This window comes from Dactylosporangium sp. NPDC049742 (assembly GCF_040674675.1).
GTDB classification, from domain to species: domain Bacteria; phylum Actinomycetota; class Actinomycetes; order Mycobacteriales; family Micromonosporaceae; genus Dactylosporangium; species Dactylosporangium maewongense.
In genome coordinates this window covers 121014-145952 of the sequence record NZ_JBFANF010000019.1, presented here as the reverse complement: position 1 = coordinate 145952, position 24939 = coordinate 121014, and the positions used below count along the sequence as shown (strand labels likewise).

The window sequence follows — 24939 nt, the reverse complement described above, 5'->3', positions numbered from 1 at the left end:
GCCACGGACGGACGGACGGCCGCCCGGGCCGGATGTGCCGGATTCCGCCGGCGCGGTCATCGGTGTACGAACCGCCGGGCCGGGTAGCGGTCAGGAGTACCCGTACATCCACAACGGTCGGAGTGACCAGGGATCATGAGCGTTCAGTATGCAGCGCCTGGTGCCAGGGAGTCGGTGACGCCGCGGCAGGAGGGCGCACCCTGCGAGGATCACGTAATCGTGCTCTTCGGCGCCACCGGGGACCTCGCCAGACGCAAGCTCCTACCCGGGCTGTTCAGCCTGGCCAGAGCGGGTCTGCTGCCGGCCCGCTATCGGATCGTCGGCTCGGCCCGCTCCGCGCTCACCGACGACGAGTTCCGCCGGCGCGCCAGGGACGCGGTGGCCGAGTTCGGCACGGCGGAGCCGACCGGCGAGGCGTGGCACGAGTTCGCCGAGTCGTTGTCCTTCGGCTCGGCGGAGCCGGCGCACCCGCAACCGCTGCTCGACGCGGTGGCGACGGCCGAGCAGACGATCGGCGGGCACCCCCGCCGGCTGTTCCACCTGGCCGTGCCGCCACGGGGTTTCACGCCCACGATCGGCATGCTCGGCGACACCGGCCTGGCGGGCAACGCACGCGTCATCGTCGAGAAGCCGTTCGGCACGGACTTCGCCTCCGCCCGCGCGCTCGACGACGCCATCCACACCACGTTCGACGAGTCCCAGGTGTTCCGCATCGACCACTTCCTCGGCAAGGAGTCGGTCGACAACATCCTCGCCCTGCGGTTCGCCAACGGACTGTTCGAGCCGATCTGGAACCGCGACCACATCAGCCACGTGCAGATCGACGTGCCCGAGACGATCGGGATCGAGGGCCGCGCCGGGTTCTTCGAACAGACCGGCACGTTCCGCGACATGATCGTCACGCACCTGTTCCAGGTGCTGGGGTTCGTGGCCATGGAGCCGCCGACCTCCCTGGCCGCCAAGCAGCTGCGCGACGAGACCACCAAGGTCTTCGAGGCCATGCCGCCGGTGGACCCCACCCAGGTGGTGCGCGGCCAGTACCGCGGCTACCGCGACGAGCCCGGCGTCGATCCCGGCTCGCAGACCGAGACGTTCGTCGCCGCCCGCGTCGAGGTGGACAACTGGCGCTGGTCGGGGGTGCCGTTCTACCTACGCTCCGGCAAGTCGCTCGGGCAGCGGCGGCAGGTGGTCACCCTCGGGCTCAAGCAGCCGGCCCTGCGGATGTTCGCGCTGGACCCGAGCTTGGCGTGCGCGATGTCCAACAACGAGCTGGTGATCGACTTCGACGATCCGGGCTGGATCGCGGCCCGCTTCCTGGCCAAGGAGCCCGGCGCCACCATGCGCCTCACCGATGCGGCCATGACGTTCCGGTACGCGGACTCCTTCTGCACCCAGTGCGCGCTGGCCGGCTACGAGCGGCTCATCCTCGACGCGATGCTGGGCAACCAGTCGCTGTTCACCCGTGCCGACGGTGTCGAGCGGCTCTGGAAGGTGTCCGGCCCGCTGCTGGACAATCCGCCACCGGTGCAGCCGTACGACCCCGGGTCGTGGGGCCCGGACGCCGTCCACCGGCTCATCGCGCCGCACCACTGGTACCTGCCGGACGGCCGCCGGTGACGCGGCCGCCCGGCCGGCTCAGCCGTGCTTCTCCGCGTGGCCGCCGAACTCGCTGCGCATCGCGGACAGCACCTTGTCGGTGAACTCGCCGAGCCCCCGCGACTCGAACCGGTCCATGAGGGCCGTGCTGATCACCGGGGCGGGCACGCTCTCATCGATCGCCGCCTGCACGGTCCAGCGGCCCTCGCCGGAGTCCGAGACACGCCCGGTGAAGTCGTCCAGCCCGGGCGAGCGGGCCAGCGCGTCGGCGGTGAGATCCACCAGCCACGACTCGACGACCGAGCCGCGCCGCCACACCTCGGCGACCTCCGCGACGTCGATGTCGTACTGGTAGGCCTCCGGGTCACGCAGCGGCGTCGTCTCGGCGTCGACGATACGGGTGGTCTTGCCCGCGTTGGCGTGCCGGATGATCGAAAGCCCCTCGCCGATGGCGGCCATCATCCCGTACTCGACGCCGTTGTGGACCATCTTCACGAAGTGGCCGGCGCCGTTGGGGCCGCAGTGCAGGTATCCGTCCGGCGCGGTGCCGTCACGGGTCCGGCTCGGTGTCGGCTCCGCATCCCCGTGCCCCGGGGCGATCGTCTTGAAGATCGGGTCGAGCCGCCGGACCGGCGCCTCCTCGCCGCCGATCATCAGGCAGTAGCCGCGTTCCAGGCCCCACACGCCGCCCGACGTACCGCAGTCCAGATAGTGGATCCGGTGCGCGGCCGCCTGCCGGGCGCGGGCGATGTCGTCGCGGTAGTACGAGTTGCCGCCGTCGACCACCACGTCGTCCGGGTCGAGCAGCTCCACGAGCTCGTCGAGCGTGGACTGCACGGCCGCGGCCGGCACCATCAGCCAGACCGCGCGGGGCCGGTCGAGCTTGGCCACCAGATCCGCGAGCGAGGTCGCGCCGAGCATGCCCTCGTCGGCGAGCCGCTGCACGGTTCGCTCGGTGCGGGCGTACCCGACGCACCGGTGGCCGTCGCGCATGAGCCGGCGGACCAGATTCCCGCCCATCCTGCCCAGTCCGACCATGCCGAGCTGCATGGGCCTCTGCGTCGTCATGATGATTCCCCCTCGAGCGGCGTCAGGCGACCGCGGCACGTTGTGCGGAGATCCTTGCCAAGAGGTCGTTCCAGGCGGCGACGAACGTCTTCGCCCCGTCGGACTGCAGCTTCGCGGCGAGGCCGCCCTCGTCGAGGCCGGTCTCGCGGAACCGGGCCAGCATCGCGTCGCAGCCGTCGCCGTCGGCGGGCATCGGCGCCCCCATCTCGCCGTGGTCGTAGAACGCCTCCAGCGTGACGTCGGGCATGGTGTTGATCGTGAACGGCGCGGCGAGCCCGTACACGTAGAGCGTGTCGGAGGCGGCCGGGTCCTTCGTCCTGGTGCTGGCCCACAGCAGCCGCTGGATCCGCCCGCCGGAGTTCTGCACGCGCTGCACCCGGTCGGAGTCCATGAGCTGCCGGTACGCCCGGTAGGTGGCCAGGCCCACGGCGAGCCCGAGCTCGTCCTTGAGCTCCTCCGGCACGCGGGTGGCGACCTCGACGTCCCAGCGGGACATGAAGACCGAGGCGACCGACCCCACGGCGGGATCGAGCTGGCGCTCCATCCGGCGCTCGACGCCGGCCAGGTACGCGTCCGCGGCGGCCTCGTACTGCTCCGGTGAGAACAGCAGGGTGACGTTCACGGGTACCCCGGACGCCACGCACTCGGTGATCGCCGGCAGGCCCTCCGCCGTGCCGGGAATCTTGATGAGCAGGTTGGGCCGTGCGGCCCGGGCGTGCAGCGCCTTGGCGGCCTCGACCGTCCCCGCCGTGTCGAACGCGAGCAGCGGCGACACCTCGAGCGACACCCACCCGTCCACGCCGTCGGTGCGCTCGTGCACCGGCAGGAACTCGTCGGCCGCCCGCCGCAGGTCCTCGATCGCCAGCTCGTAGAACAGCTCCTCGCTGGAGAGCCCGGTCCTGGACCCCTGCCGGATCGCGTCGTCGTAGTAGCCGGACTCGATGGCCGTGTCGAAGATCGAGGGATTCGAGGTGAGGCCGGTGACCGAGTACTTGTCGATGTAGTGCTGGATCTTGCCCGAGTCGAGCATGCCCCGGGTGATGTTGTCGAGCCAGAGGCTCTGCCCGTGCTCGTGCAGCGTCTGGGTTGCCTTCACGTCCCCTCCTTGCCTGCCACAACCCCTCGTTGCCTGCGCCGGGCGAGGCCGCCTCGACGGTCAGGGGTTCGCGGCCGCTTGTTCCCGGGCGACCTGCGTCACCCGTTCTGGTGTGAACCCGAACTTCTTCTGCAGCTGCTTGAGTGGTGCGGAGGCGCCGAACGTGTGCATGCCGACGATCGCGCCGGCGTCGCCCACGTACCGTTCCCAGCCGAGCGTGGACGCCTGCTCGATCGCGACCCGGGCCCGCACCGCCGGTGGCAGCACCTCGTCGCGGTACTGCCGCGGCTGCCGGTCGAACAGCTCCCAGCACGGCATGCTCACCACCCGGGCGCCGATCCCGTCGGCGGCGAGCTCGTCGCGCGCCGCGAGCGCGAGCGCGACCTCCGAGCCGGTGGCCAGCAGGATCACGTCCGGCTCGCCGGACGGCGGGTCGGCCAGCACGTACGCGCCTCTCGCGACCCCGTCCGCGCCGGCCAACCGGGTGCGGTCGAAGGTCGGCACCGGCTGTCTGGTGAGCACGAGCGCCGCCGGCTCACGGCGCAGTCCAGCGATCACCCGCCAGCATTCGACCACCTCGTTCGCGTCGGCCGGCCGGAACACCTGCAGCCCCGGCGTGGCCCGCAGCGAGGCGAGCTGCTCGACGGGCTGATGGGTCGGCCCGTCCTCGCCGACCCCGATCGAGTCGTGGCTGAAGATGTGCACCGTCGGGATCTCCATCAGGGCCGACAGCCGGATCGCGCCACGGGCGTAGTCGGAGAAGATCAGGAAGGTCGACCAGTACGGGCGGAGCTTGGTCAGCGCCATCCCGTTGGCGATCGCCGCCGCCGCGTGCTCGCGGATACCGAGGTGGAAGTTGCGTCCGAACTCGTCGGCCTGGAAGTCGCCGGCACCGGGGAACGTCAGGCGCGTGTCGGTGGACGGGGCGAGGTCGGCCGACCCGCCCAGCAGCCACGGCACCGCCTGCGCCAGCGCGTTGAGCACCTGACCCGAGGACTCGCGGGTGGCGATGCCCTTCGCGTCGGCCGGGAAGGTGGGCAGCGCGTCCTGCCAGCCGTCCGGAAGCTCGCGTCGCTGCATCCGCTCGATCTCGTCGGCCAGCTCCGGATACCGCGCCCGGTACCCCTCGAAGCTCGACCGCCACGCGGCGCGGGCCGCGCCACCGTGGGCGCCGATGCCCTGGGCGAACCACCCGTACACGTCGTCGGGGACGTAGAAGTCGATGTCCTCGGGCATGCCGAGGAACCGTTTGGTCTCCCGGACGGCCTGCGCCCCGAGGGGCTTGCCGTGCGCCTGCGCGGTGCCTTCGACCGGGGAGCCGTACCCGATGTGGCTGTGCACCACGATCAGCGTCGGGCGCTCGTGCTCGGTCCGGAAGTTGTGCAGTGCCCGCTCCACGGCGTCCAGGTCGTTGGCGTCCGCCACGGTCGTGACGTTCCAGCCGTACGCCAGGAACCGCTCGGCCACGTCCTCGGTGAACGCGAGGTCGGTGGAGCCCTCGATCGTCACCCGGTTCGAGTCGTAGATCCAGCACAGGTTGGCCAGCCGCAGGTGACCGGCGAGCGAGGCGGCCTCCGACGCGACGCCTTCCATCATGTCGCCGTCGCCGGTGATCGAGTACACGTCGAAGTCGAACATCTTGAAGTCGTCCCGGTTGTACCGGGAAGCCAGCCACCGGCCGGCGATGGCCATCCCCACCGAGGTCGCGTCCCCCTGGCCGAGCGGCCCGGTGGTGGCCTCGACGCCGCTCGTCCACCGGTACTCGGGGTGGCCGGGAGCGCGCGAGTCGAGTTGACGGAAGGTCCTGAGGTCCTCGAGTGTGATCGAGGGACGGCCGAGCACCTCGTAGTCCGGGTCGACCGCCCGTGCCCCGGTCAGGTGGAGCAGCGACCACAGCAGGGCCGAGGCGTGGCCCTCGGACAGCACGAACCGGTCCCGGTTCGGCCAGATCGGATCGGCCGGGTCGAACCGCAGGAACCGCTGCCACAGGGTGTACGCGACCGGCGCGATCCCCATCGGCGTGCCCGGATGTCCGGACTCCGCCCGCTGGACCGCATCCATGCAAAGGCCGCGGATGGTGTTGACGGAAAGGGTGTCCAGATCGATGGCCGTGGTAGTCAACATGGCCTCCAAGGATCGTAGATCTTGGTGTAGACCTTGCGCCACGGGTCCGCGCGTCGGCGCCCCGAGCCGTACCGTACAAACCAATATCCGCAGGGTCCCGCCAAACTCACCCGGACCGAGCGATTGTCCGGCTCCGCCCCTCCCCGGTCACTCGGGCGTACCGAGTCGCAATGCGACGTGGTCGGGTGCTGGTAGGCACGCCGGCGAGAATCCTCGGCGAGGATGTCGAGAACGGCGGCGGTGGCTCCGACTGAGACCCGACGCCCGAGCGACGGGCGCTCGAACGGAGGAGACCCGGCATGAAGTACATGATCATGATGTTCGGCGGACTCGGCGCCACGCTGGCCGACCGCGGCCCCGAGTGGATCACGACGATGCAGACCACGATGATGCGGATGGACCAGGAGCTGCGCGCGTCCGGTGAGGTGGTGGAGAGCCGGCACCTCACCGACCCGGCGCAGGCCACGACCGTCCGGTTCGTCGACGGCGCACCCGCGCCGACGGACGGCCCGTTCGCCGAGATCAAGGAGTCTCTCGCCGGGTACTGGGTCGTCGAATGCTCGCATGAGCGGGCGTTGGAGATCGCGGCGCAGGTGGTCGCGGTCACCGAGTACCCGATGGAGGTCCGCCGGGTCATGGACGAACCACTCACCCAGGACTGACTTCCGTGACGGGAACGCTGGAGGACCTGCTGCGTGAGCTGGCGCCGCAGGTCCTCGGCGTGCTCGTGCGCCGGTACGGGCAGTTCGACGCTTGCGAGGACGCCGTACAGGAAGCTCTGCTCGCCGCCGCCGCGCAGTGGCCGGCCGAGGGCGTGCCGGAGCGGCCCAAGGCGTGGCTGGTCACGGTCGCCGGACGGGCGCTGGTCGATCACTGGCGCACCGACAGTGCCCGCCGCCGACGGGAGACCACCTCCGTGCTCGACCCGACGAACGAGGTCGGCGACGACCGGGACGACACGCTGACCGTGCTGTTCCTGTGCTGCCATCCAGCGCTGTCACCGCCATCGCAGCTGGCGCTCACCCTGCGCGCGGCCGGTGGCCTGACCACAGCGCAGGTTGCCGCGGCGTTCCTCGTGCCCGAGGCCACGATGGCGCAGCGGATCAGCCGGGCGAAGCAGCGCATCCGCGACGCCGGCACCCGCTTCGAACTGCCGGACGCCAACGAGCGCCCGGGTCGGCTGGCGGTGGTCGCGCACGTGCTGTACCTGATGTTCAACGAGGGGTACACGGATCTGCAGCAGCCCGGCCTGACCGCGGAAGCGATCCGGCTCACACGTCTGCTGCACCGGCTCGTGCCCCGAGACGGCGAGGTGGCGGGCCTGCTCGCGCTGATGCTGCTCACCGAAGCCCGCCGCGCCGCCCGTACCGACGCCGACGGCTCGATCGTGCCCCTCGCCGAGCAGGACCGCGGCCGCTGGGACGCCACCGCGGTCGCCGAAGGGCTGGCGCTGCTCACCCGCACGCTTGGCGCCGGGCCGATCGGGCCGTACCAGGTCCAGGCCGCGATCGCCGCCGTCCACGACGAGGCCCCGACCGCCGCCGACACCGACTGGCCGCAGATCCTCGCCCTGTACGACGTCCTCGAACGCGTCTCCCCCGGCCCGGTCGTCACGCTGAGCCGTGCCGTCGCGGTGGCCATGGTGCACGGCCCGGCTGCCGGTCTGGCCGTCCTCGGCACGCTCGACGACTCGGGCCGACTCGCGCACAGCCACCGCCTCGACGCCGTCCGCGCCCACCTGCTCGAGCTGGCCGGTGACCTGGCCACCGCCCGCGACTGCTACCTGCGGGCCGCGCGGATGACCGCGAGCCTGCCCGAGCAGCGGTACCTCACCCGCCGGGCAGCCCGTGTCCAGGACCGGCATCAACAGCCGGACCAGGATTGACCGTCGACGGCAGGGCGATCGCCAGGCTCCTGTACGGGGGCGGCGGTCCGTCCGGCGCGGCGGACGCGAATCGCTCGTGCGGTCAGGGCGACGGTGAGCAGCAGGGCGAAGAGCGCCGCGATCCACGCGGTGCCGGGCGTCTCCACCGCGCGGACCAGCGCCTGCTGCAGTTGCTGCGCCGCCGCGATGACCGGGTCGTCGGTCCCGCCGCGCAGTTCGTACCAGCCGTAGTAGGCGACGTACCCGCCGGCGACGAGCAGGACCGCACCGCCGATCCGGGACAGTGCGGGGCCGAACCGGCGCAGCCCGGTCAGCGCCGTGGGCCGGGCCAGGGCCACGGCCAGCGCCGCGACGCCGACCAGCAGACCCATGCCGGCGGCGTACGCGACGAACAGGCCCACCCCGGCCAGGACCGAACCCGCGCGGAAGCTGGAGGCGACGATCGCCAGGAACGGGGCGATGGTGCAGGACAGCGACGCCGACGCGTACGCGGCACCGAACAGCGTCATCGAGCCAGCCGAGCGCCGCACCCTGGGACCCCGCGCCGGCCGCAGCCCGAACGACGGCAGGTGCCGACCGGCGAGCAGCCAGCCGGCGAGCAGCACCAGCAGCAGCCCGAACCCGACGGTGAACCACGGCAGGACCCGGTACAGCGCACCGGCGACCGGCGAGATCACCAACCCGACGACCCCGAACACCGCGACGAACCCGGCCGTCATCGCGGCCGTGGCACCGAGCGCCCGCCGCACCGCCACCACCCGGCCGGGGTTGTCTTCACCGAGGACCAGCAGCGTCAGGTACACCGGCAGCAGCGCGAACCCGCAAGGATTGATCGCGGCGACCAGCCCCGCCGCCAGCGCGAGCCCGAGGTCGGTCATCAGGTCAGCGCGGCGGCCCGGCCGGGGAGGTCGTCGCCTCGCAGGACGCCCTTGTGCACCACGGTCCCGCGGCTGTCCAGCAGCACGAACGTGCTCTGCGAGGTGACCCCGAACTTCTTCCACACGGTGCCCGCCTCGTCGGACAGGTGCGGCACCGCGTCCAGCTTCCACTCGGTGATGAACCGGCGCATCGCCGGCTCGTCGTCGAGGCCGCCGACGCCCACGACGTTCACCTTGCCGGCCAGCTGTTCGGCGGTCGCCTTCACCCCCTTGGCCTGACCGGCGCACGTCGGGCACCACGGCGCCCAGAACCACAGCACGGCCGGCTTCCCCGCCAGGGCGGCGCCGTTGAAGTCGGCGCCACCGACGGTCCGCGCGGTGAACGTCAACGTCGGCGGCGCGGCCGCCGTGGCGCCGGAGGTGGCTGGTGCGGCGGCACCCGTGACAGCCGGGGCGGACGCGGACGGACTTCCGGGCCCGGCCGCGCCGGTGGAGGTGCCGTCCGCGCAGCCGGCCGCGACGGCGAGCACGGCGAGCGCGGCGGCGACGGATGCGCCAAGACGTCTGAAGACCACGACACGACCCTACGGTCCCCGACCCCGCCGTGATTCTTACGAACCGATGTCCTTTCGCCGTGCGCCCGCGCACCGGGCATCCGCAGTTCCGGATGTCCTGACCGTTGGTCACCACGATGCGGATGAACCGACGGATCCGCTCCCGCGGCGCCGGCGCTTCATCCGCCTGCGGCATGATGGCGTTCCTGCTGATCGGCCTACCGGCAGGGGCGTGGGTGGACCGGATGCGCCGCCGCAAGGTGCTGATCATCGCCGACGTGGGGCGGGCGGTCGTGCTGAGCTCGGTGCCGTTGGCGTGGGCGTTCGACGTGCTGAGCATGCCACAGCTTTGTCTGGTGGCGTTGGCGGTCGGGGTGTTGAGGGTGTTCTTCGACGTGGCGTACATGAGCAAGGACCACTTCGGCCTCGACCATTCCCAGCTCCGCCTTACATCACCCGCGTCCGCCGCCTCGTGCTGCACACCGCGGTCGCGGATACCTGGGCTCTGTCAATCGGCCTCGCCGACGCTGCCACCGACGGGGTCGCCGGGATTCTGCTGCAGCTGGCGGCGCTGTTGGACCCCAACGGCATCCCGCACTGGCTGTTCACCACCGCCGCGGTCACCGGCTACTGCACCATCCGCACCGGCAACATGGCACAACCGGTCACCGACGACGACACCCACGACGCTCTGCGCGCCCTGCACCGTCTCAGCCTCACCACCACCACCACCACCACCGCCGACCCAGCCGACACCGACGCCGGCACGGTACGAGTCCACGCACTGCTGCAACGCGTCGTCCGGGAGAACACCCCACCGAGCACGAACACGACCTGGCCGTGACCGCCGCCGACGCCATCAACGAACTATGGCCCAGCCGCGAACCCGACGCCGGCACCGCACAACCATTGCGCGCCAACACCACCACCCTGCACCAGCACACCGGCCAGCACCTGTGGACCGTCGCCGACGCTGCGCACCCTGTCCTGTTCCGCACCGGCAGCAGTCTTGGCAACACCGGCCTCGTCGCAGCCGCCCGCGACTACTTCCACCACCTGCACACCACCGCCACCCACCACCTCGGCCCAGACCACCCCGACACCCTCGGCACCCGCCACAACCTCGCCCTCGGTCGAAGGGGGGCGAGGTGGCCACCGACCCGTCCGGGTCTACGCGCCGCCCCGTGAGAGGCCTTGCTAGCGTCGGCGCATGTCCGACGGTCCGCGCCGCCATCACTACCTCTTCGCGCATCGCGAGCTGCCCTCAGGGCTGTTCCGACTCGGCACCGACCTGGTGAACGCCGGGCGGGATGGCCGGCTCAACCTCGACACGGTCTGGGACCGCGTGGGGCAGACGTTGCCCGATCACGAACGGACCTGAGCCCCAGACAGAAGCATTCCTCAGCGCCGTCCGATCACACCTGGCCGACCGGTCACAACCCGCCTCCTGACGCGCCCCCACCTCGGCATACCCATCCCGGCCGACCGGCAGGCGCCGCTCTCGACAACAGGGCGGCGGCGCGTCGTTTCTGTACAAGACGGCCAGGTCGGCGGCTCCTAGCATCCTTGTCGATCTCGTTGCCGGGCTGAGGGGAAGCAGGGACATGCGCGAGCTGGTCTACACAGGGTTCGTTTCGCTGGACGGGGTGGTCGACTCGCCCGGCGGCGGGCCCGGTGAGGAGCACCGCAGCGGCGGCTGGGTGGTCAACGACGTCGAGTTCCTGCCCGAGGCGTTCTCGCTCAAGGGCGAGGAGCTGCGGGTGACGACCGCGCTGATGTTCGGGCGGCGCAGCTACGAGGTGTTCGCGCCGCTGTGGCGCGGCTCGGAGGACCACTCCGCGTACAAGGACCTGCCGAAGTACGTGGTCTCGGCGACGCTGCCCGACGACGCCCTCGTCGACGGGTGGGGTCCGACGGCGGTCCTGCGCTCGGCCGAGGACGTGGCCGAGCTCAAGCGCGGCGACGGTGGCGCCATCTTCGTCCACGGCAGCGCGGAGCTGGCCCGGCGCCTGTCGGACGAGGGGCTCATCGACCGGTACCACCTGCTCGTCTTCCCGGTCCTGCTCGGCGCCGGCAAGCGCCTGTTCAGCGACGCGGACAAGGCCAAGCAGGTGCTGCGGCTGCGGGAGTCGGCGGCGTACCCGAACGGCGTCGTGAAGCTGATCTACGACGTCGCCCGCTGATCCAGGGCCAGGGCGATCGGCCCGCCGGTGCCGTCGCGGAGCTGGCGTGCGGTGCGGCCCACGTACCGGCGCAGCGCCCTGGCCAGATGCGGCTCGTCGAAGTAGCCGAGCCCCGCGACCACCTCGGCGACCGGGACACCCGAGGCGAGCCCCGCGGCGGCGGAGCGGGCGCGTTCGATCTGCCGGACGGCGCCCTGGGTGAGGCCGGTCGCTTCGCGGAAACGGCGTTCGACGGTGCGCGCGGTCGCCGCCGGCCGGTCGCCGCGGCGCAGACCGGTGACGAGCGGGTCCCGGATCACGACGCCGGCGCGGACGAGCCGCGCGACGAGGGCCTCGGCATCGTCGGCGCCGGGTGTCTCCCACCGGGCGCCGTCCAGCCGGAAGCTGCGGCGGTGGGCGTCGGGCAGCTCCACGCCGCCGTCGACCAGGGCGGGCGCCGGCACGGCCCGCAGTGACGTGCCGACGGCGAACTCGATGCCGACGAAGGTCGCGCCCTCGGGCACGGGCGCGGTGCCGGTCCTGGTCTCGGGTCCGCTGATGCTCGTGTACGCGATGCCCTCGCGCTGCCAGAAGACGATTCCCCACGACACGCCGGCGACCGAGGTCATCTCCGCGACGCGCTCGCTGGTGCACGTCCACACGGTGCCGATCCACGAGGAGTCCGACGCGCGCGTCTGGAACAGGAGTCCCACCCCACGTATTGTGCCCGCCGAACGGAGCACTGATCAGGTGTCAGCGCGCCACTCCTCGGGTATGGTGACTCAACGTAGTCGAAAGGGAACTTGAGGTGATGACGCGTGATCGGCACCCTCGCTCTGGCCACCTTCGCGGCGTTGCTGGCCCCCGGCCCGGCGCCGCCGCCGGAGGGCGTGGTGTACGGCGAGGCGCCGACCGGCGCCGCCGCCGGCTACGTGGTGCTGCTCGAGCAGCCGCCAGGGATCCAGAGCGCCGGGCAGGCGCAGGCCGCCGTCGCCTCCGCCGCGGCCGACCTCGCCGGGCGGTTCGGCGGCGAGGTGCAGGAGCAGTTCAGCTCGGCGGTGCACGGCTTCGCGATCGACGGCCTCGACGAGGCAGACGCGCGGCGGCTCGCGGCCGCGGCCGGGGTGGCCCGGGTCGAGCGCAACATCCTGCTGCACGCCACCGCCACGCAGGCCGACGCGCCGTGGGGCCTGGGGCGCATCGACGACCGCAGCGGCGCCGACACGGTGTACACCTACCCCAACACCGCGAGCCACGTCACCGCGTACACCGTGGACAGCGGCATCCGCATCGCGCACACCCAGTTCGGCGGCCGGGCGAGCTACGGGCGCAACTTCGTCGACCGGGCCACCAACCCCAACCCGATCCCGGCGAACGCCGGCAACAGCAACGACCCGGCCAACGCCAACGACTGCGACGGGCACGGCACCCACGTCGCCAGCACGATCGGCGGCACCACGTACGGCGTGGCCAAGGGCATCAACCTCGTCGCCGTGCGGGTGCTGGACTGCGGCGGCGACGGCTACCTCTCCGAGGTCGTCGCCGGCGTCGACTGGGTGACCGCCCACGCGGCCCGCCCGGCGGTGGTGAACATGAGCCTCGGCGGGGAGAAGACCGAGATCCTCGCCGCCGCCGTGCGCCGCTCCATCAGCTCCGGCCTCACCTGGACCGTCGCCGCCGGCAACGGCGACGCGGACGACAACCCGCTCAACGCCTGCGACAACTCACCCGGCGACGTCGCCGAGGCCATCGTCGTCGGCGCGTCGAGCTCCTCCGACCACCCCGTCCGCTGGTCGGACTACGGGCCCTGCGTCGACCTCTTCGCGCCGGGCGAGGGCATCCTGTCCGCCTGGAACACCGACAACAGCGCGACCCGCCGGCTCGACGGCACCTCGATGGCGTCCCCGCACGTGGCCGGCGCCGCCGCCCTGATCCTCGAGGCGCACCCGGACTACAGCCCGCAGCTGGTCCGCACCGCCCTCGTGCAGAGCTCGACCGTCGGCGCCCTGGACATGTCGACGTACCCGGCGTACGCCGCCGCTTCCACCGCCAACCGGCTGCTCTACATCCGCCAGGCCGACCCGCCGCGCCCGGCCTCGCGGACCGTGAGCCTGTTCAACCCGCGGTTCGGCACCACCGAGGTGTACGCCCGCACCACCGGCGGCTCGCTCGCCTACGCCTACTGGTCCGGCGAGTGGTCCGGCTGGACCGACCTCGGCGGCACCACCCAGGCCGACCCGGCGGTGCTGTACAACCCCCGCTTCGGCACCACGGAGGTCTACGCCCGCCTCGCCAACGGTCACGTCGCCTACCGGTACTTCAACAACGGCTGGGCGGACTGGATCGACCTCGGCGGCGACGGCACGGGCACCCCGGCCGTGCTGTACAACCCGCGTTTCGGCACCACCGAGGTGTACGCCCGGCTCGCGAGCGGCAACCTCGCGTACCGCTACTTCCTCGGCGGCTGGTCCTCGTGGATCGACCTGGGCGGTCCGGCCTCGGCCGACCCGGCGGTGCTGTACAACCCGCGCTTCGGCACCACCGAGGTCTACGCGAAGGTCGGCTCGGCCCTCGCGTACCGCTACTACCTCAACGGCTGGGCGGGCTGGATCGACCTCGGCGGCACCATCGAGGGCACCCCCGGCGTCCTCTACAACCCGCGCTACGGCACGACCGAGGCGTACACCCGCACCGCGGACGGCACCCTGAAGTACCGCTACTACCTCAGCGGCTGGTCCTCCTGGGTCGACCTCGGCGGCTCGGTGGACTCCGACCCCGGCGTCGTCTACAACCGCAGCTCGGGCACCACGGAGGTGTACGTCCACACGCCGGCCGACGACCTCCAGTACATCTACTACCTGGGCGGCTGGTCGGGCTGGAACAGCCTGGGCGGGGCGACGACGGGGGCGCCTTCGGTCCTGTACAACCCGCGCTTCGGCACCACCGAGGCGTACACGACGGGGCGCGACGGGCACGCCTACTACACGTTCTACGCGGGCGGCTGGTCCGGCCTCCTCGACCTGACCGCCTGACTTCAGGGCAGGTCGTACTGGTACAGGTTGTACTTGGCCATGATGCCGGTCAGCTTGACCGTGTATTCGGGGTCGGTCGCGTAGCCGGCCTTGTGCATCTCGGCCACGAAGCGGTTCGGGTCGTTACGGTACTGGAAGGCGACGCTGTACCGCGGCAGCGTGGCCAGCGTGTAGCCGTGGTCGCGGAACGAGTCCGCCGCGCTGCCGTACACCCGGAACGACGCCGTGGTCCCGAAGCACGCCCCGGCCGCGGTGCACTCGCTCGTGGCGTGGCTGCGGCAGCCGGTCGCGTACCTGCCCTGCCCGTTGCACTTCATGCCGAAGAAGTTCTTGTCCACAGTGGACAGCGCGCTCCTGCCCCAGCCGGACTCGAGGATCGCCTGCGCGATCGTCACCGACACCGGCACCCCGTCCTCGCGGCGGCTCTGCTGGGCGCCGGGCACGGACGCGGCGATGAACTCCGCCGGGCTCATGGTGCCGTTTGGCTCCGGCAGGCTCGCGCGTGGCTCGCCGGGCTGGTGGCACTCGGGTCCACGCGAGCGACACGAGAACAGCGGGTCGCTCGCCTGCGCGGCCGTGGGCACACCGGCCCCCACGGCCAGCGAGGCAAACGCCGCCGCGATGGCGACGGCGATCGTACGCCGGATTGCGGGCAACATGAGCGACTCCTGTCGGGCGGCTGGTGTTCGGCTCCACCAACCGTCGGACAGGCAAGGCGCACCCCGGTTCGCCCCGCGTTGCGGCCCGGTTGCGCGCGATCCGGGCGGTTACCCGATACGCCGGAGCGCCCGGCCGAGGAATGCCATCACGGCCAGGCCGGGGGCTCGATCAGCGGCCCGGCTGGGTGGCCGGCGAGCCGCCGGGTCCGGCGGACGATCGCGCCGGAGACCCGGTGGTCGCGGTGAGGGCATCGATCAGGCCGGGGAAGCGGGCGTCCAGCTCGGCGCGGCGCAGCTCGATGGTGTGGGTGCGGCCGGCCACGACGGTGCGGGTCAGGCCCGCCTCCCGCAGCGTGCGGAAGTGGTGCGTCATGGTCGACTTGTGCACGCCGAAGTCCCAGTGCGTGCCGCACTTGCCGTGCGGCAGGCCGTCGGCGAGCGTCTGCACGATGCGCAGGCGGATCGGGTCGGCGACCGCCCGCAGCACGTCGACCATCGTCACGTCGGCGATGTCCGGCATCGCGTCGTCCTCCCGCGCCATGCCCCCACCCTACAGTTGGATATCTGTCATACCATCGCCTATGTTGATGGTATGACAGATGTCCAACAGTCTGAGTCGGCGCGCTGGTCCTGGGACGCCGACGGCGTCGTCACCGTGACCCTCGACGACCCCGGCCGCACCGCGAACATGCTCAACCAGCGTCACCACGACGGGCTCGGCGCCTGCCTCGACGACCTCACCTCGCAGCTCGGCCGGCTGCGCGGCGTGATCCTCACCTCGGCGAAACGCTCCTTCATCGCCGGCCCCGACTTCGTCCCCGGCGAGATCACCCCGGACGAGGCGGCCGGCACCTACGACCTGCTGACGCCGCTGCGCGACCAGGCGCGCCGGCTGGAGACCCTGGGCCGGCCGGTCGCCGCCGCACTCAACGGCTCCGCCCTCGGCGGCGGCTTCGAACTCGCGCTGGCCTGCCATTACCGGGTCGGCCCGGACGACCCGTCGGTCGTCTGGGCGCTCGCCGAGACCGGCATGGGCATCATTCCCGGAGGTGGCGGGACGGTCCGAGCCACGCGGATGTTCGGGATCGCCGCGACGGTGCTGGACATCGTCGGGCCGGGCACGGCGTATCACCCGGCGCAGGCGCTGCCGGCCGGCCTGGTGGACGAGCTGGCCGACGACGTGGTCGCCGCGGCGCGGGTCTGGGTACTGGCGCAGCCGGCCGGGCACTTCGTCCAGCGGTGGGAGCGGCCCGGCTACGAGGTTCCCGGGGGGACCGCGGAGCCGCCGGGCCTTGCCGAGGAGGTGAGCCGCCGATCGGCGGGGTCACCGGTGCGGGCGCTCGCCGCGGTCCTCGATGTGGCGGTGCGGAGCGCGGCGGCGCCGCTGGATGAGGCGTTCGAGATCGAGACGGCGGCCTGCCGGGCGTTGCTGGGCGCACCCGAGATCCCGGACCTGGCGCATCTCTTCTTCGCGATGCGTGCGGTCGCCACGGCACCCGCCGAGCGTTCCCCGGCCGGTTCGCGGGCCGGCATGCGGGAGTTCCCGCAGCTCGTCGCCAACCCCCTGGCAGCGGTGTTCTTCGCCCCTGACGCCCCGATCGTCGAGATCACCGACGCCGACCTCATCCCCGAGGTCCGCGCGAAGGGCGGCATCCCCGTGCTGATCCGCGGCGGTCACGGCTCCTTCGTGCAGACCCTCCTGGACGCCGGCCCCGACCCCGCCGCCATGGCCGCCGCCGCCCGCCGCGCCCTCGACAACGGCCTGCGGATCGACCCGGCCGGCGCCGACGTCGCCTCGGTGCTCGCGGCCGGCTTCCCCTCCTGGACCGGCGGCGTCCTGCACGCCGGAGGCGTGCGGTGAGATTTTCGCTCGTCGAACTGGCCCCGGTCACGCCCGGAGGCAGCAAGTGGGATGCCCTCAACCGGGCCCTCGCCGCCGCCGAGGAGGCCGAACACCTTGGCTTTCACCGCTTCTGGTTCGCCGAGCACCACCACGTGACGGGATACGCCGCCCAGGACCCGGCCGCGCTGATCGCGGCGGCCGCCCAGCGGACCTCCCGGATCCGCCTCGGCTCTGGTGCCGTCCTCCTCAACCACTACAGCGCCTTCAGCGTCGCCGAACGCTTCCTGATGCTCGAGTCGCTCGCGCCCGGCCGCATCGACCTGGGGCTCGGCCGCTCCACCGCCACACCCCTCGTCGACCACGCGCTGCGTCGTGACCGGAGCAGCCAGCCGGCCGACGACTTCCCCGACCAGGTACACGAGATCATCGGCTACCTCCACAAGGCATTCGACTGCGCCCACCCCTTCGCGGCGATCGACCTCACGGCCGGCATCGACGGCGTGCCCGAGGTCTGGGTGCTCGGTTCCTCCGGCGCGAGCGCCGGCCTCGCCGCGCGGCTCGGCATCGGCTACACCTTCGGCGGTCACATCAACCCCGGCCGGGCCGACTGCGCGCTCCGCCACTACCGGGAAGGCTTCACGAAGACGCCCTTCGGCACCGGTGCTGCGCAGCCGATGCTCGCGCTGAACATCGTCGCCGCCGACGACGAGGCGTCGGCACACCGGCTGACCTGGCCCGCGCGGGCACTGCGGGCCGGTGGACGGGACCGGCCGATCCCCACCGTCGAGCAGGCCCGGGCGGAGCTGAGCGCCTCGGCGAAGGCTCAGCCGAGCACGATCGTCGGCGGCATCGTCCCGCCGCAGATCTCCGGGACCCCGGCGACCCTGCGGGCTCAGCTCGAACCGGTGATCCGGGCATCGGGTGCGACCGAGGTCATGGTCCAGGACATGGTGACCGATGCCGCGGCGCGGACCCGGTCACGCCAGATCATCGCGGAGACCCTCCAGGCCATCACCGTCTGAACCGGCCGGCGGACCCGCCCGGTTCGAGCGGGACCGCGGCTGTCGCAGGCTATGCGGCGAGGTGGGCGCGGAGGGCGGCGGCGCCCGACTCGGCGAGCCAGTCGGCGAACGTGCGCAGCCCGGGGTGGATGACGCGCAGGGCCTCGATGTCCGCGTGCCAGCGCTCGCCGGTCCGCCAGCGCCGGAGGGTCTCGACGATCATCGGGCCGAGCGTGGCCGCCTCGTCGTCGGTGAGCTGTTCGTAGCGGACCGGGACACCGGTGGCCGCGCTGATGGCGGCGGCGGCTTCGACCGGGGTCGGGTCGTCGCCGGCCAGCTCCAGGGTGCGCCCGGCGAACCTGGCCGGGTCGGCGAACGCGAGGGCGGCGATGTCGGCGATGTCCTCGAGCGCGACGACCTGCATGGGTTCGTGTGGTGGGAACAGGTGCCGGTGTACCCCGTGGGCGATCCCGTCGATGCCGCGCATGCCGGGGCTGATGTAGTTGGTCATGAACCGTACGGGTCGAAGTACGGTGGCGGACCTGATCCTGTCGTGCAGGTGCCGCTCGATGAGCGCCTTGCCCTCGGCGGACTGCCGCTTCGTCGATGAGGACGCGACCGTGCTGAACACCATCTGCTCGACCCCGGCGGTGGCCGCGGCGTCGATCAGCGCCCGTCCGCGCGCGACCTCCACATCGGTCTCGAACGTGACTGGCGGGATGGCGAACACCGCGGCGGCGCCGTCGAGCGCGGGCACCAGGCCGGCCGGGTCGTCGAGGTCGCCGGGGACGAGCCGGGCACCGGCGGCGGCCAGGGCGGCGGCGGCCGGTGTCGTGACGTCGCGGACCAGGGCCTGGACCGGCCACCCGAGCGCCAGGAGTCTCCGTGCCGTGGCACCGCCCTGCTTCCCCGTGGCGCCGGTGACGACGACCGTCCCGCGTGTGCGTGATACTGACATGAACCGGAACGATCCACCCGGTCCCGGACCGACGGCAAGGATTTCGTGACATGACCGCCGAGCGCACGGACGGCCGCCGCAACCGCGAGATCGTCCTGCGCACCGCGATGCGCGTCTTCACCGAGGACGGGCTGGACGTGCCGCTCAGCCGGATCGCGCAGCGGGCCGGGGTCGGCGCCGGCACCGTCTACCGGCACTTCCCGAGCAAGGAGGTCCTGATTGAGGCGGTGCTCGCCGAGCACATCCACGGCCTGGTCCGCGGCGCCGACCGGTGGGCCGCCCGCGCCGCACCCGGCGACGCGCTGCTCGGCTTCCTGGTCGAGGCGATCGAGCAGTCGCCCGGCCGGGTCCGTGTCTGCGACTGGCTCACCGGCGACAGGAGCTGGCCGCGCGCCGGGCTCGCCGCCGCCACCGAACAGTTCGGCCAGGCCCTGGACCGGTTGCTGCTGGCCGCCAAGCGCGCCGGTGCGGTGCGGGCCGACGTGCACGCCGACGACCTGACCGCGCTCCTCGCCGGCGGCGCGGCCCTGCGTTCGGCCCATCGCAGCCCGGCCCGCGGCGCCCGGCTGGTCCGACTGCTGCTCGACGGCCTGCTCACGAAACCGGCCGAGTTTCGTGACACGGCTCCGGGCCGGCGTCACGAAACGGGGCACTGCCTCGAATGCGGCGCGCGGCTGCACATCCACACCACCGGCCGGCCGCCCACCTACTGCGGGCCGACCTGCCGCCAGCGCGCCCGCCGCCGGCGTCGCTGAGCGGGTCAGCGGGGACGCCGTCCCTGCGGTTCGAGGACCGGCGCCTCGGCACGGGCGGGGTGGGTGGGCGGAGACGGCGGGCGGCGGGACAGCAGCCATCCGGTCAGTGCGGCGGCGAGGCCGGCCAGCCCGGCCGCCGCGAAGCCGCCCGCCGGAGTGGAGAGGTCGACAGCCACCCCGACCACCGGGGAGCCGAGCGCGAAACCCGCGCTCTGCGCTGAGGACTGCAGGCCGGTCGCCTCGCCCCGCACGCCGGCCGGTGCCAGCCGGCTCACCGCGTCGGCGACCGTGGACAGGGTCGGCGCGGTGAGCAGCCCGGCGCCGACGACGGCCACGCACAGCGCGGGCCAGCCGGAGGCGAGCCCGGCGGGAATCGTCACGAGCCCGAGCAGGCCGAGCAGCAGCCACGTGGGCAGCGGCCGGGGCAGCGCGCCGTAGATCAGCCCGCCGGCGACGGACGCCACGCCGAACACGGCGACGACCCCGGCGGCCCAGGACACCTGGCCGGCTTCCGTGAGCGTGGCGACGATGGCGAGATCGACGCCGCTGAGCAGCGTCGTGGTGCCGACCGCCATGACCAGTACGGCGATCATGCCGGCGCCCAGCCACTCCCGGCGCGGGGGGCGTCCGGCCGCGGCGGCATCCGCCTCGCCGTCGGCCCGCACCGGCGGGTCGAGCACGGCGATCCCGGCGCCGCCGGCCGCGATCGCGGCGCCGACGCCCCACGCCACCACGTCGGGGGACGTCTGCGCCGCGCAGAGGATCACGACCGACGGGCCCACGATGTACGACAGCTCGCCGTGCACGGACTCCAGCGCGAACGCGGCTCTGCGCTGCCCTGCCGTCGTCATCGCGGCGATCGCCTGCCGGGTCACCGACTGGGCCGGCACCATCAGCAGACCCGACAGGAAGGCGGCGCCCAGCAGGATCCCGTACGGCAGGACCGGCACGCTCATCCAGAAGACGACCTGCACGGCGGCGGTGCCCGTCAGCACGACCCGCACGCCCCGCCGGTCGATCATGCGGCCGAGCAGCGGCCCGCCGAATGCCAGCCCGGCGGTCAGCGCCGCCGCGACCCCGCCCGCCGCCGCGTAGCTCAGGTCCAGGCCCAGCACGACGTACATCGTCAGCGCCATCACGTCGGCGGTGATCGCGGTCCGGGCGAGCAGCGAGATGCCGAGCAGCGAGGCCATCCCTGGCACGGCTAGCACCTGCCGGTATCCGGTCACTCACCTGACGCTAGGTCATCCGGTACGCCATAGGAACGCCTCATTCAGTTGGAGCAGGCATAATGAACGCTTATGGCAAGGGACCTCGAAATCGTCTTGCTGCGGTCGTTCGTCACCGCCGTGCGGGCGGGCAGCATCAGCCGCGCCGCCACGGCGCTCGGGCACACCCAGCCCGCGCTCAGCCAGCAGCTGCGCAAGCTGGAGAGCGTGGTCGGCCGCCCGTTGCTGCACCGGTCACCGTCCGGCGTCTCGCCGACCCGGGCGGGCGAGGAGCTGCTGCCGTACGCCGAACGCATCCTCTCGCTCTCCGCACAGGCGCTCACCGAGACCGGGCGAGCGCTCACCGGCCACTGCGGCGTCGGGCTGCTCGAAGACCTCGCGGCCTCCCAGCTGCCGCAGACCCTCGCCGACCTCGCCCGACTGCACCCCGGCGCGACCCTGGAGGTGCTCAGCGTCTCCACGGCCGCGATGCGGGAGGCGTACGACGCGGGCCGCGTCCACCTCGTGCTCGACGAGGTGCCGGACCTTCCCGGGCCGCCCCGCTGGACGGTGCGCCGCCCGCTGGTCTGGGCGGTCGGCCACGGGGTGGACGTCGCCGCCGATCCGCTGCCGGTGGTGCTGTTCTCGAACACGTGCACGTGGCGCACATCGGTGGTGGAGACGCTGGACCGCACCGATCGGAGCTGGCGGGTGGCGTTCGAGAGCAACAGCCTGATCGGTGTGCTCGCCGCGCTCCGGGCCGGGCTCGGCGTCGCGGCGCTCATGCCCGCGAACCTCGAACCGGCCATGGCCTGCCACGACGCGGACGCCCTGCCCACCCTGCCGGACGTCGAGCTCGGTCTCGCACGGCACCCGCGGACCGAAGGCGACCCGCTGATCGATGCCGTGGAGACCGCGCTGCGCCGCACGATCTGACCCCCGTCGCCCGGGTCGGCGATCTCGACGAGACGATCACCGACCCGGGCGACGAGGGGTGGTCACACGATCAGGCCGGAGCTGGCCCACCGGTCGACGGCGGCGCGCAGCGGTTTGATGAGCGCGCTGGCCGTCTTCTCCGGGGTGAGGTAGGTGTCCTTGAGTACCGCCGCCGCCGCCAGCCGCTTGTCCAGCGGCAGGCCGAGCATCACCTTGTAGTCGTCCCTGAAGGCCTCCGGCAGCAGCAGGTTCTTGTAGAGCTCCTTGCAGTTGTCGAGGGCGCCGGACAGCAGCTCGAAGTGCGCGTTGGCGGCCATCTTCACCAGGTCGGCCTGGAGCACGACGTGCTTGAGGGTGCTCTCGTCCTCGGCTCGGAGGTTGGGGTTGGTCGTGTCCAGGCCCTTGAGCTTCGGTTCGAGGGCCTCCTTCGACGGGCCGGTCCGCGCCATGATGCGCTTCGTGGTGGCGTCGGCCTCCTTCATCTCCTTGACCCAGCCGTCGATCTTGTTCAGGTCCGCCCCCTCCAGGATCCTGCCGCGCTCGACGAACTTCACGTACGTGCGCATCTTCTGATCCGGTTTGTCCCAGTGGTTCAGAATCTCGCGGACCTCCGACAGCGTGATGACCTCGCCGAACGCCTGGACCTTCAGCGGGTCGGCCATCCGCTCGTTGATCTTCTTCGTCTTGTATGCCTTGTAGTCGATCGCGTCGCGTTCGTTCAGGCCGTCCAGGACGTAGTAGATCGGCTCCTTCGCCTCGGCGGCCCACCACAGGCCGGCCTTGCAGCCGAGGGCGCCCATCCACTTGTCGGGCCGCTTGCCGCTGAGGTCGGCGATCGCGAGCTTCGCCTCGGGTGTCTGCCTGGCGAGGAACGTCAGGTACGCCCTCGCCTGCTGCTGGAACTGCGCCTCGAACGCGCCGGACTCCCGGCCGTAGTACTCCCGCGGCTTCTCCTTGAGGCCCTCCTGCAGCTTCTTGACGCCGGCCTTGAGGCAGTCATTGATGACCTTGTCGGGGTTGGCCAGCAGCGCCGGGTAGCCCCTGGCGTTGAGCGCCTTCTCCACCGCGTCCCAGATCTCGATCATCCGCAGCGGCCGCTGGCCCTCCGCGGACTCGTGCGCGGCCTGGACGTACGGCAGCCGCACGTCCTCGAAGCCCCAGATCGTCCCCGGGGCCTTGTCAAACCCGGTGATGACCTGGCAGTCCTTGATCTCCTTCCAGGTCGTGACGATCGTGGTGTCCGTCCGCGCACCCAGGACCTCCAGCAGTTTCGCGGCGCCGGCGACCTTCTTGCGCTCATCGTCCGTCATCTTCTCGGTCGCCGAGATCTTCGGGTCGCAGAGCCGGACGTAGTTGCCGAGCAGGTGCTCCAGCGGCTGGACGAAGCCGCTCCAGACCCCTTCGCGGTTGCGGCCGGAGTCCGACCCGTCGCTGGCGGGCAGCCGCGGGCTGACACCCTTGTCGATGAGACGGATCATCTCCGGGTAGTCCCCGGCGTGCCAGAGCATGTTGTACGCCCGCGCGGCGAGCCCGTCTCCGGGGTCGTTCCACGCCTTGGCGTCGATGTTCGCGATCATCCAGTTCAGGGTGTCCTGGTCGAAGGCCACCGGGTTGCGCCAGTGGCGTTTGAGCAGGTTCGCCGCCACCGCCGGCGCGGCGTCCGGCGGCAGCGCGTCGCGCAGCGCCTTCACGTCGGCTCCGGTGACCTCGACGACCTTCGCGTCCGGCTTCACCCTGGACAGCTTGATCGCGCCGACGAGCAGGTCGGCGAACACGTCCGGCGCTTGCGTCGCCTGGCTCTTCAATGCGGGGCTGGCGAACACGTCGCCGATGAGCGCCTTGTACTTCGGGTGTCCCTCGTCCGAGGGCAGGTACGCGTCGTCCTTCAACCCCTTGATCGCGGCGCGGACGCTGTCGAACTTGCCCGCGACCAGGTCACCCACGGCCGTGTTGACCAGCTCGGGCTGTCGCAGCTCCGCGGTGCGGGCCGCGTTGTCGAGCTTCGCGGCCTTCTCCGCCATGCCCATGTAGCGGACGACGCGGTAGGTCTGGTCGATCACGTACGAGGCGGTGTGGTACTTACCCTCGTCGATCAGCCGTGCGGCCCATTGCTTGCTGGCCGCCAACTCCGGCGCGGAGCTCACGCCGTCCAGCTGCACCCTGACCTGCTGCTCCTCGGTCTTCGGCGAGTCGTCGTCCGCCACCTTCGGCTCCGGCTCACCGTTGGGGGCCTCGGCGGCACGCTGCCTCGCCTTCTCCTCCGCGACGCGCTTGAGCTCCTCCTCGATGTCGAGCTCGTCGTTCTCCGGCAGCGGGCGGACGTTCAGCGCCATCGTGGTCGCGAACGCCTGGGCGACCCGGCCCACCAGGTCCTCGTCGGGCGCCTGGCCCTTGTTGCCGAGCAGTGCCTCCGCCTCGTCGCCGATCTTCTTCAGCGCGGCGAGCTCCATGTCGTCGGCGACCGGGGCGAGCAGGCCCTCGTGCCACGTCAGGAAGTCCCTGATCACCTCGGTCTGCTCCCGCATGACCTCGCGCGGGTCGCTGACCGGCAGCTCGCCGTGCTTGGTCTTGCCGGCCTCGCCCGTGGCCTTGACCCGCGACGCGAAGCCGGTCTTCACCTGCGACTTCGGCGGCGGCGGGCCGGGCGGCGGCGGGGCCGCCGGCGACGGCTGCTGCGGCGCGGCCACCGGCGGGCCCGCGTCCGCCGGCGTGTCACGCACCGTCGAGGGCCGCGTGGTGCTGCTGACCGGCCGCCACACCGTGACCGGGTTGCGCGTCGAACTCGTCGGACGGGCCGAGCGCGACGCCTCGGCCTCGCGGATCGTCGGGTACCGGTCCGGCAGTCGCGTGGATCGCGGCGGCGTGTAGGCGGTGGACCGCCCGGTCGTCGTCCGCGCCACCGGCCGCCACACCTCGGTCGCTCGCGACGAGGTTGCCCGCGCCGAGGTGGAGCGTGACGAGGTGGACCGCGACGACGCCGACGGCACGGGCGTCGACCGCACAGGGGTCGACCGCACGGGCGTCGATCGGGACGCCGAGGTCGAGGACGAGGCCACGGGGCGCGGGCGGTACCCGTACGCCGACCGCGAGGACGAGGAAGAGGACGAGGAGGAGGCCGTGATGGGCGGGCTGTACCAGCCGCTGTAGCCGTAGCTGGACCCGATCCGGGTGGTCGTGCTCATGC

General features: G+C 72.2%; 25 protein-coding genes. 14 read left to right on the top strand and 11 right to left on the bottom strand.

Going from position 1 to position 24939, the window contains the following annotated elements:
• Positions 1-219 precede the first annotated feature (219 nt).
• The gene (gene zwf / locus AB0J72_RS23955) at positions 220-1617 is read left to right on the top strand and encodes a glucose-6-phosphate dehydrogenase (RefSeq protein WP_363402161.1); all 1398 of its coding nucleotides are present in this window, start codon (positions 220-222) and stop codon (positions 1615-1617) included.
• A gap of 18 nt (positions 1618-1635) precedes the next feature.
• Here the strand turns inward: zwf and gnd are convergent, their stop codons facing one another.
• From gnd to tkt, 3 genes are read right to left on the bottom strand one after another with little or no spacing between them, the layout of a single operon-like run.
• Positions 1636-2664, bottom strand: coding sequence for a phosphogluconate dehydrogenase (NAD(+)-dependent, decarboxylating) (gnd, locus tag AB0J72_RS23950; protein ID WP_363402159.1), 1029 nt, complete (start codon positions 2662-2664; stop codon positions 1636-1638).
• Between the two features lie 22 nt (positions 2665-2686).
• Entirely contained in the window at positions 2687-3760 is a 1074-nt protein-coding gene (gene tal, locus AB0J72_RS23945) for a transaldolase (protein ID WP_363402157.1), read from the bottom strand.
• 60 nt (positions 3761-3820) lie between these two features.
• Positions 3821-5884: a transketolase gene (tkt, locus tag AB0J72_RS23940; protein ID WP_363402155.1), complete on the bottom strand. Its 2064-nt coding sequence runs from the start codon at positions 5882-5884 to the stop codon at positions 3821-3823.
• Between the two features lie 299 nt (positions 5885-6183).
• Here tkt and AB0J72_RS23935 point away from each other — a divergent pair, with 299 nt between their 5' ends.
• Together AB0J72_RS23935 and AB0J72_RS23930 are read left to right on the top strand one after the other, a co-directional pair.
• Positions 6184-6546: a YciI family protein gene (locus AB0J72_RS23935; protein ID WP_363402153.1), complete on the top strand. Its 363-nt coding sequence runs from the start codon at positions 6184-6186 to the stop codon at positions 6544-6546.
• A 5-nt stretch (positions 6547-6551) separates the two neighbouring features.
• Positions 6552-7769 carry a DUF6596 domain-containing protein gene (locus tag AB0J72_RS23930; protein ID WP_363402151.1) on the top strand — a complete coding sequence of 406 codons (1218 nt, stop codon included), beginning with the start codon at positions 6552-6554 and terminating at the stop codon, positions 7767-7769.
• Here AB0J72_RS23930 and AB0J72_RS23925 read toward each other — a convergent pair.
• Positions 7748-8647, bottom strand: coding sequence for a cytochrome c biogenesis protein CcdA (locus tag AB0J72_RS23925; protein WP_363402149.1), 900 nt, complete (start codon positions 8645-8647; stop codon positions 7748-7750). The two genes, AB0J72_RS23930 and AB0J72_RS23925, sit on opposite strands and share 22 nt — an antisense overlap.
• Positions 8647-9222, bottom strand: coding sequence for a redoxin family protein (locus tag AB0J72_RS23920; RefSeq protein WP_363402147.1), 576 nt, complete (start codon positions 9220-9222; stop codon positions 8647-8649). Before AB0J72_RS23920 ends, AB0J72_RS23925 begins: the two co-directional genes overlap by 1 nt.
• Before the next feature lie 451 nt (positions 9223-9673).
• Between AB0J72_RS23920 and AB0J72_RS23915 the strand changes: the two genes are divergently transcribed.
• The 4 genes from AB0J72_RS23915 to AB0J72_RS23900 all read left to right on the top strand — a co-directional run bounded on the left by AB0J72_RS23915 (position 9674) and on the right by AB0J72_RS23900 (position 11384).
• Complete coding sequence (locus AB0J72_RS23915; RefSeq protein ID WP_363402145.1) at positions 9674-10045, top strand: hypothetical protein; 372 nt, start codon at positions 9674-9676, stop codon at positions 10043-10045.
• Complete coding sequence (locus AB0J72_RS23910; protein ID WP_363402143.1) at positions 10042-10389, top strand: hypothetical protein; 348 nt, start codon at positions 10042-10044, stop codon at positions 10387-10389. Before AB0J72_RS23915 ends, AB0J72_RS23910 begins: the two co-directional genes overlap by 4 nt.
• A gap of 22 nt (positions 10390-10411) precedes the next feature.
• A complete protein-coding gene (locus AB0J72_RS23905; RefSeq protein WP_363402141.1) occupies positions 10412-10582 on the top strand; it encodes a hypothetical protein in 171 nt (56 codons plus the stop codon).
• Positions 10583-10805: 223 nt separating this feature from the next.
• Positions 10806-11384: a dihydrofolate reductase family protein gene (locus AB0J72_RS23900; RefSeq protein ID WP_363402139.1), complete on the top strand. Its 579-nt coding sequence runs from the start codon at positions 10806-10808 to the stop codon at positions 11382-11384.
• Here AB0J72_RS23900 and AB0J72_RS23895 read toward each other — a convergent pair.
• A complete protein-coding gene (locus tag AB0J72_RS23895) occupies positions 11366-12076 on the bottom strand; it encodes a helix-turn-helix domain-containing protein (RefSeq protein ID WP_363402137.1) in 711 nt (236 codons plus the stop codon). The genes AB0J72_RS23900 and AB0J72_RS23895 overlap by 19 nt on opposite strands.
• Before the next feature lie 105 nt (positions 12077-12181).
• On the opposite strand from AB0J72_RS23895, the gene AB0J72_RS23890 reads away from it, so the two are divergent.
• Entirely contained in the window at positions 12182-14395 is a 2214-nt protein-coding gene (locus AB0J72_RS23890; protein ID WP_363402136.1) for a S8 family serine peptidase, read from the top strand.
• A gap of 2 nt (positions 14396-14397) precedes the next feature.
• Here AB0J72_RS23890 and gsmA read toward each other — a convergent pair whose 3' ends face one another.
• Positions 14398-15054: a sporangiospore maturation cell wall hydrolase GsmA gene (gene gsmA / locus AB0J72_RS23885; RefSeq protein ID WP_363402134.1), complete on the bottom strand. Its 657-nt coding sequence runs from the start codon at positions 15052-15054 to the stop codon at positions 14398-14400.
• Positions 15055-15223: 169 nt separating this feature from the next.
• The gene (locus tag AB0J72_RS23880) at positions 15224-15595 is read right to left on the bottom strand and encodes a helix-turn-helix transcriptional regulator (RefSeq protein WP_363402132.1); all 372 of its coding nucleotides are present in this window, start codon (positions 15593-15595) and stop codon (positions 15224-15226) included.
• A 51-nt stretch (positions 15596-15646) separates the two neighbouring features.
• Here AB0J72_RS23880 and AB0J72_RS23875 point away from each other — a divergent pair, with 51 nt between their 5' ends.
• Positions 15647-16915, top strand: coding sequence for an enoyl-CoA hydratase/isomerase family protein (locus AB0J72_RS23875; protein ID WP_363402130.1), 1269 nt, complete (start codon positions 15647-15649; stop codon positions 16913-16915).
• Positions 16912-17919 (top strand): MsnO8 family LLM class oxidoreductase, encoded by a 1008-nt coding sequence (locus AB0J72_RS23870; protein WP_363402128.1) that lies wholly within the window; start codon positions 16912-16914, stop codon positions 17917-17919. The genes AB0J72_RS23875 and AB0J72_RS23870 overlap by 4 nt, the downstream gene beginning before the upstream one ends.
• Before the next feature lie 49 nt (positions 17920-17968).
• Here the strand turns inward: AB0J72_RS23870 and AB0J72_RS23865 are convergent, their stop codons facing one another.
• Entirely contained in the window at positions 17969-18856 is an 888-nt protein-coding gene (locus AB0J72_RS23865) for an NmrA family NAD(P)-binding protein (RefSeq protein WP_363402126.1), read from the bottom strand.
• A 50-nt stretch (positions 18857-18906) separates the two neighbouring features.
• Here AB0J72_RS23865 and AB0J72_RS23860 point away from each other — a divergent pair, with 50 nt between their 5' ends.
• The gene (locus tag AB0J72_RS23860; protein ID WP_363402124.1) at positions 18907-19611 is read left to right on the top strand and encodes a TetR family transcriptional regulator; all 705 of its coding nucleotides are present in this window, start codon (positions 18907-18909) and stop codon (positions 19609-19611) included.
• Between the two features lie 5 nt (positions 19612-19616).
• Here AB0J72_RS23860 and AB0J72_RS23855 read toward each other — a convergent pair whose 3' ends face one another.
• Positions 19617-20804, bottom strand: a complete 1188-nt coding sequence (locus AB0J72_RS23855) for an MFS transporter (RefSeq protein WP_363402215.1) — start codon at positions 20802-20804, stop codon at positions 19617-19619.
• Between the two features lie 108 nt (positions 20805-20912).
• On the opposite strand from AB0J72_RS23855, the gene AB0J72_RS23850 reads away from it, so the two are divergent.
• The gene (locus AB0J72_RS23850; RefSeq protein ID WP_363402122.1) at positions 20913-21755 is read left to right on the top strand and encodes a LysR family transcriptional regulator; all 843 of its coding nucleotides are present in this window, start codon (positions 20913-20915) and stop codon (positions 21753-21755) included.
• A 62-nt stretch (positions 21756-21817) separates the two neighbouring features.
• Here the strand turns inward: AB0J72_RS23850 and AB0J72_RS23845 are convergent, their stop codons facing one another.
• Positions 21818-24475, bottom strand: a complete 2658-nt coding sequence (locus AB0J72_RS23845; RefSeq protein ID WP_363402120.1) for a hypothetical protein — start codon at positions 24473-24475, stop codon at positions 21818-21820.
• A 13-nt stretch (positions 24476-24488) separates the two neighbouring features.
• Here AB0J72_RS23845 and AB0J72_RS23840 point away from each other — a divergent pair, with 13 nt between their 5' ends.
• Positions 24489-24623, top strand: a complete 135-nt coding sequence (locus tag AB0J72_RS23840; protein ID WP_363402118.1) for a hypothetical protein — start codon at positions 24489-24491, stop codon at positions 24621-24623.
• Positions 24624-24626: 3 nt separating this feature from the next.
• Positions 24627-24902, top strand: a complete 276-nt coding sequence (locus tag AB0J72_RS23835) for a hypothetical protein (protein ID WP_363402116.1) — start codon at positions 24627-24629, stop codon at positions 24900-24902.
• The last annotated feature ends 37 nt before the right edge of the window (positions 24903-24939 follow it).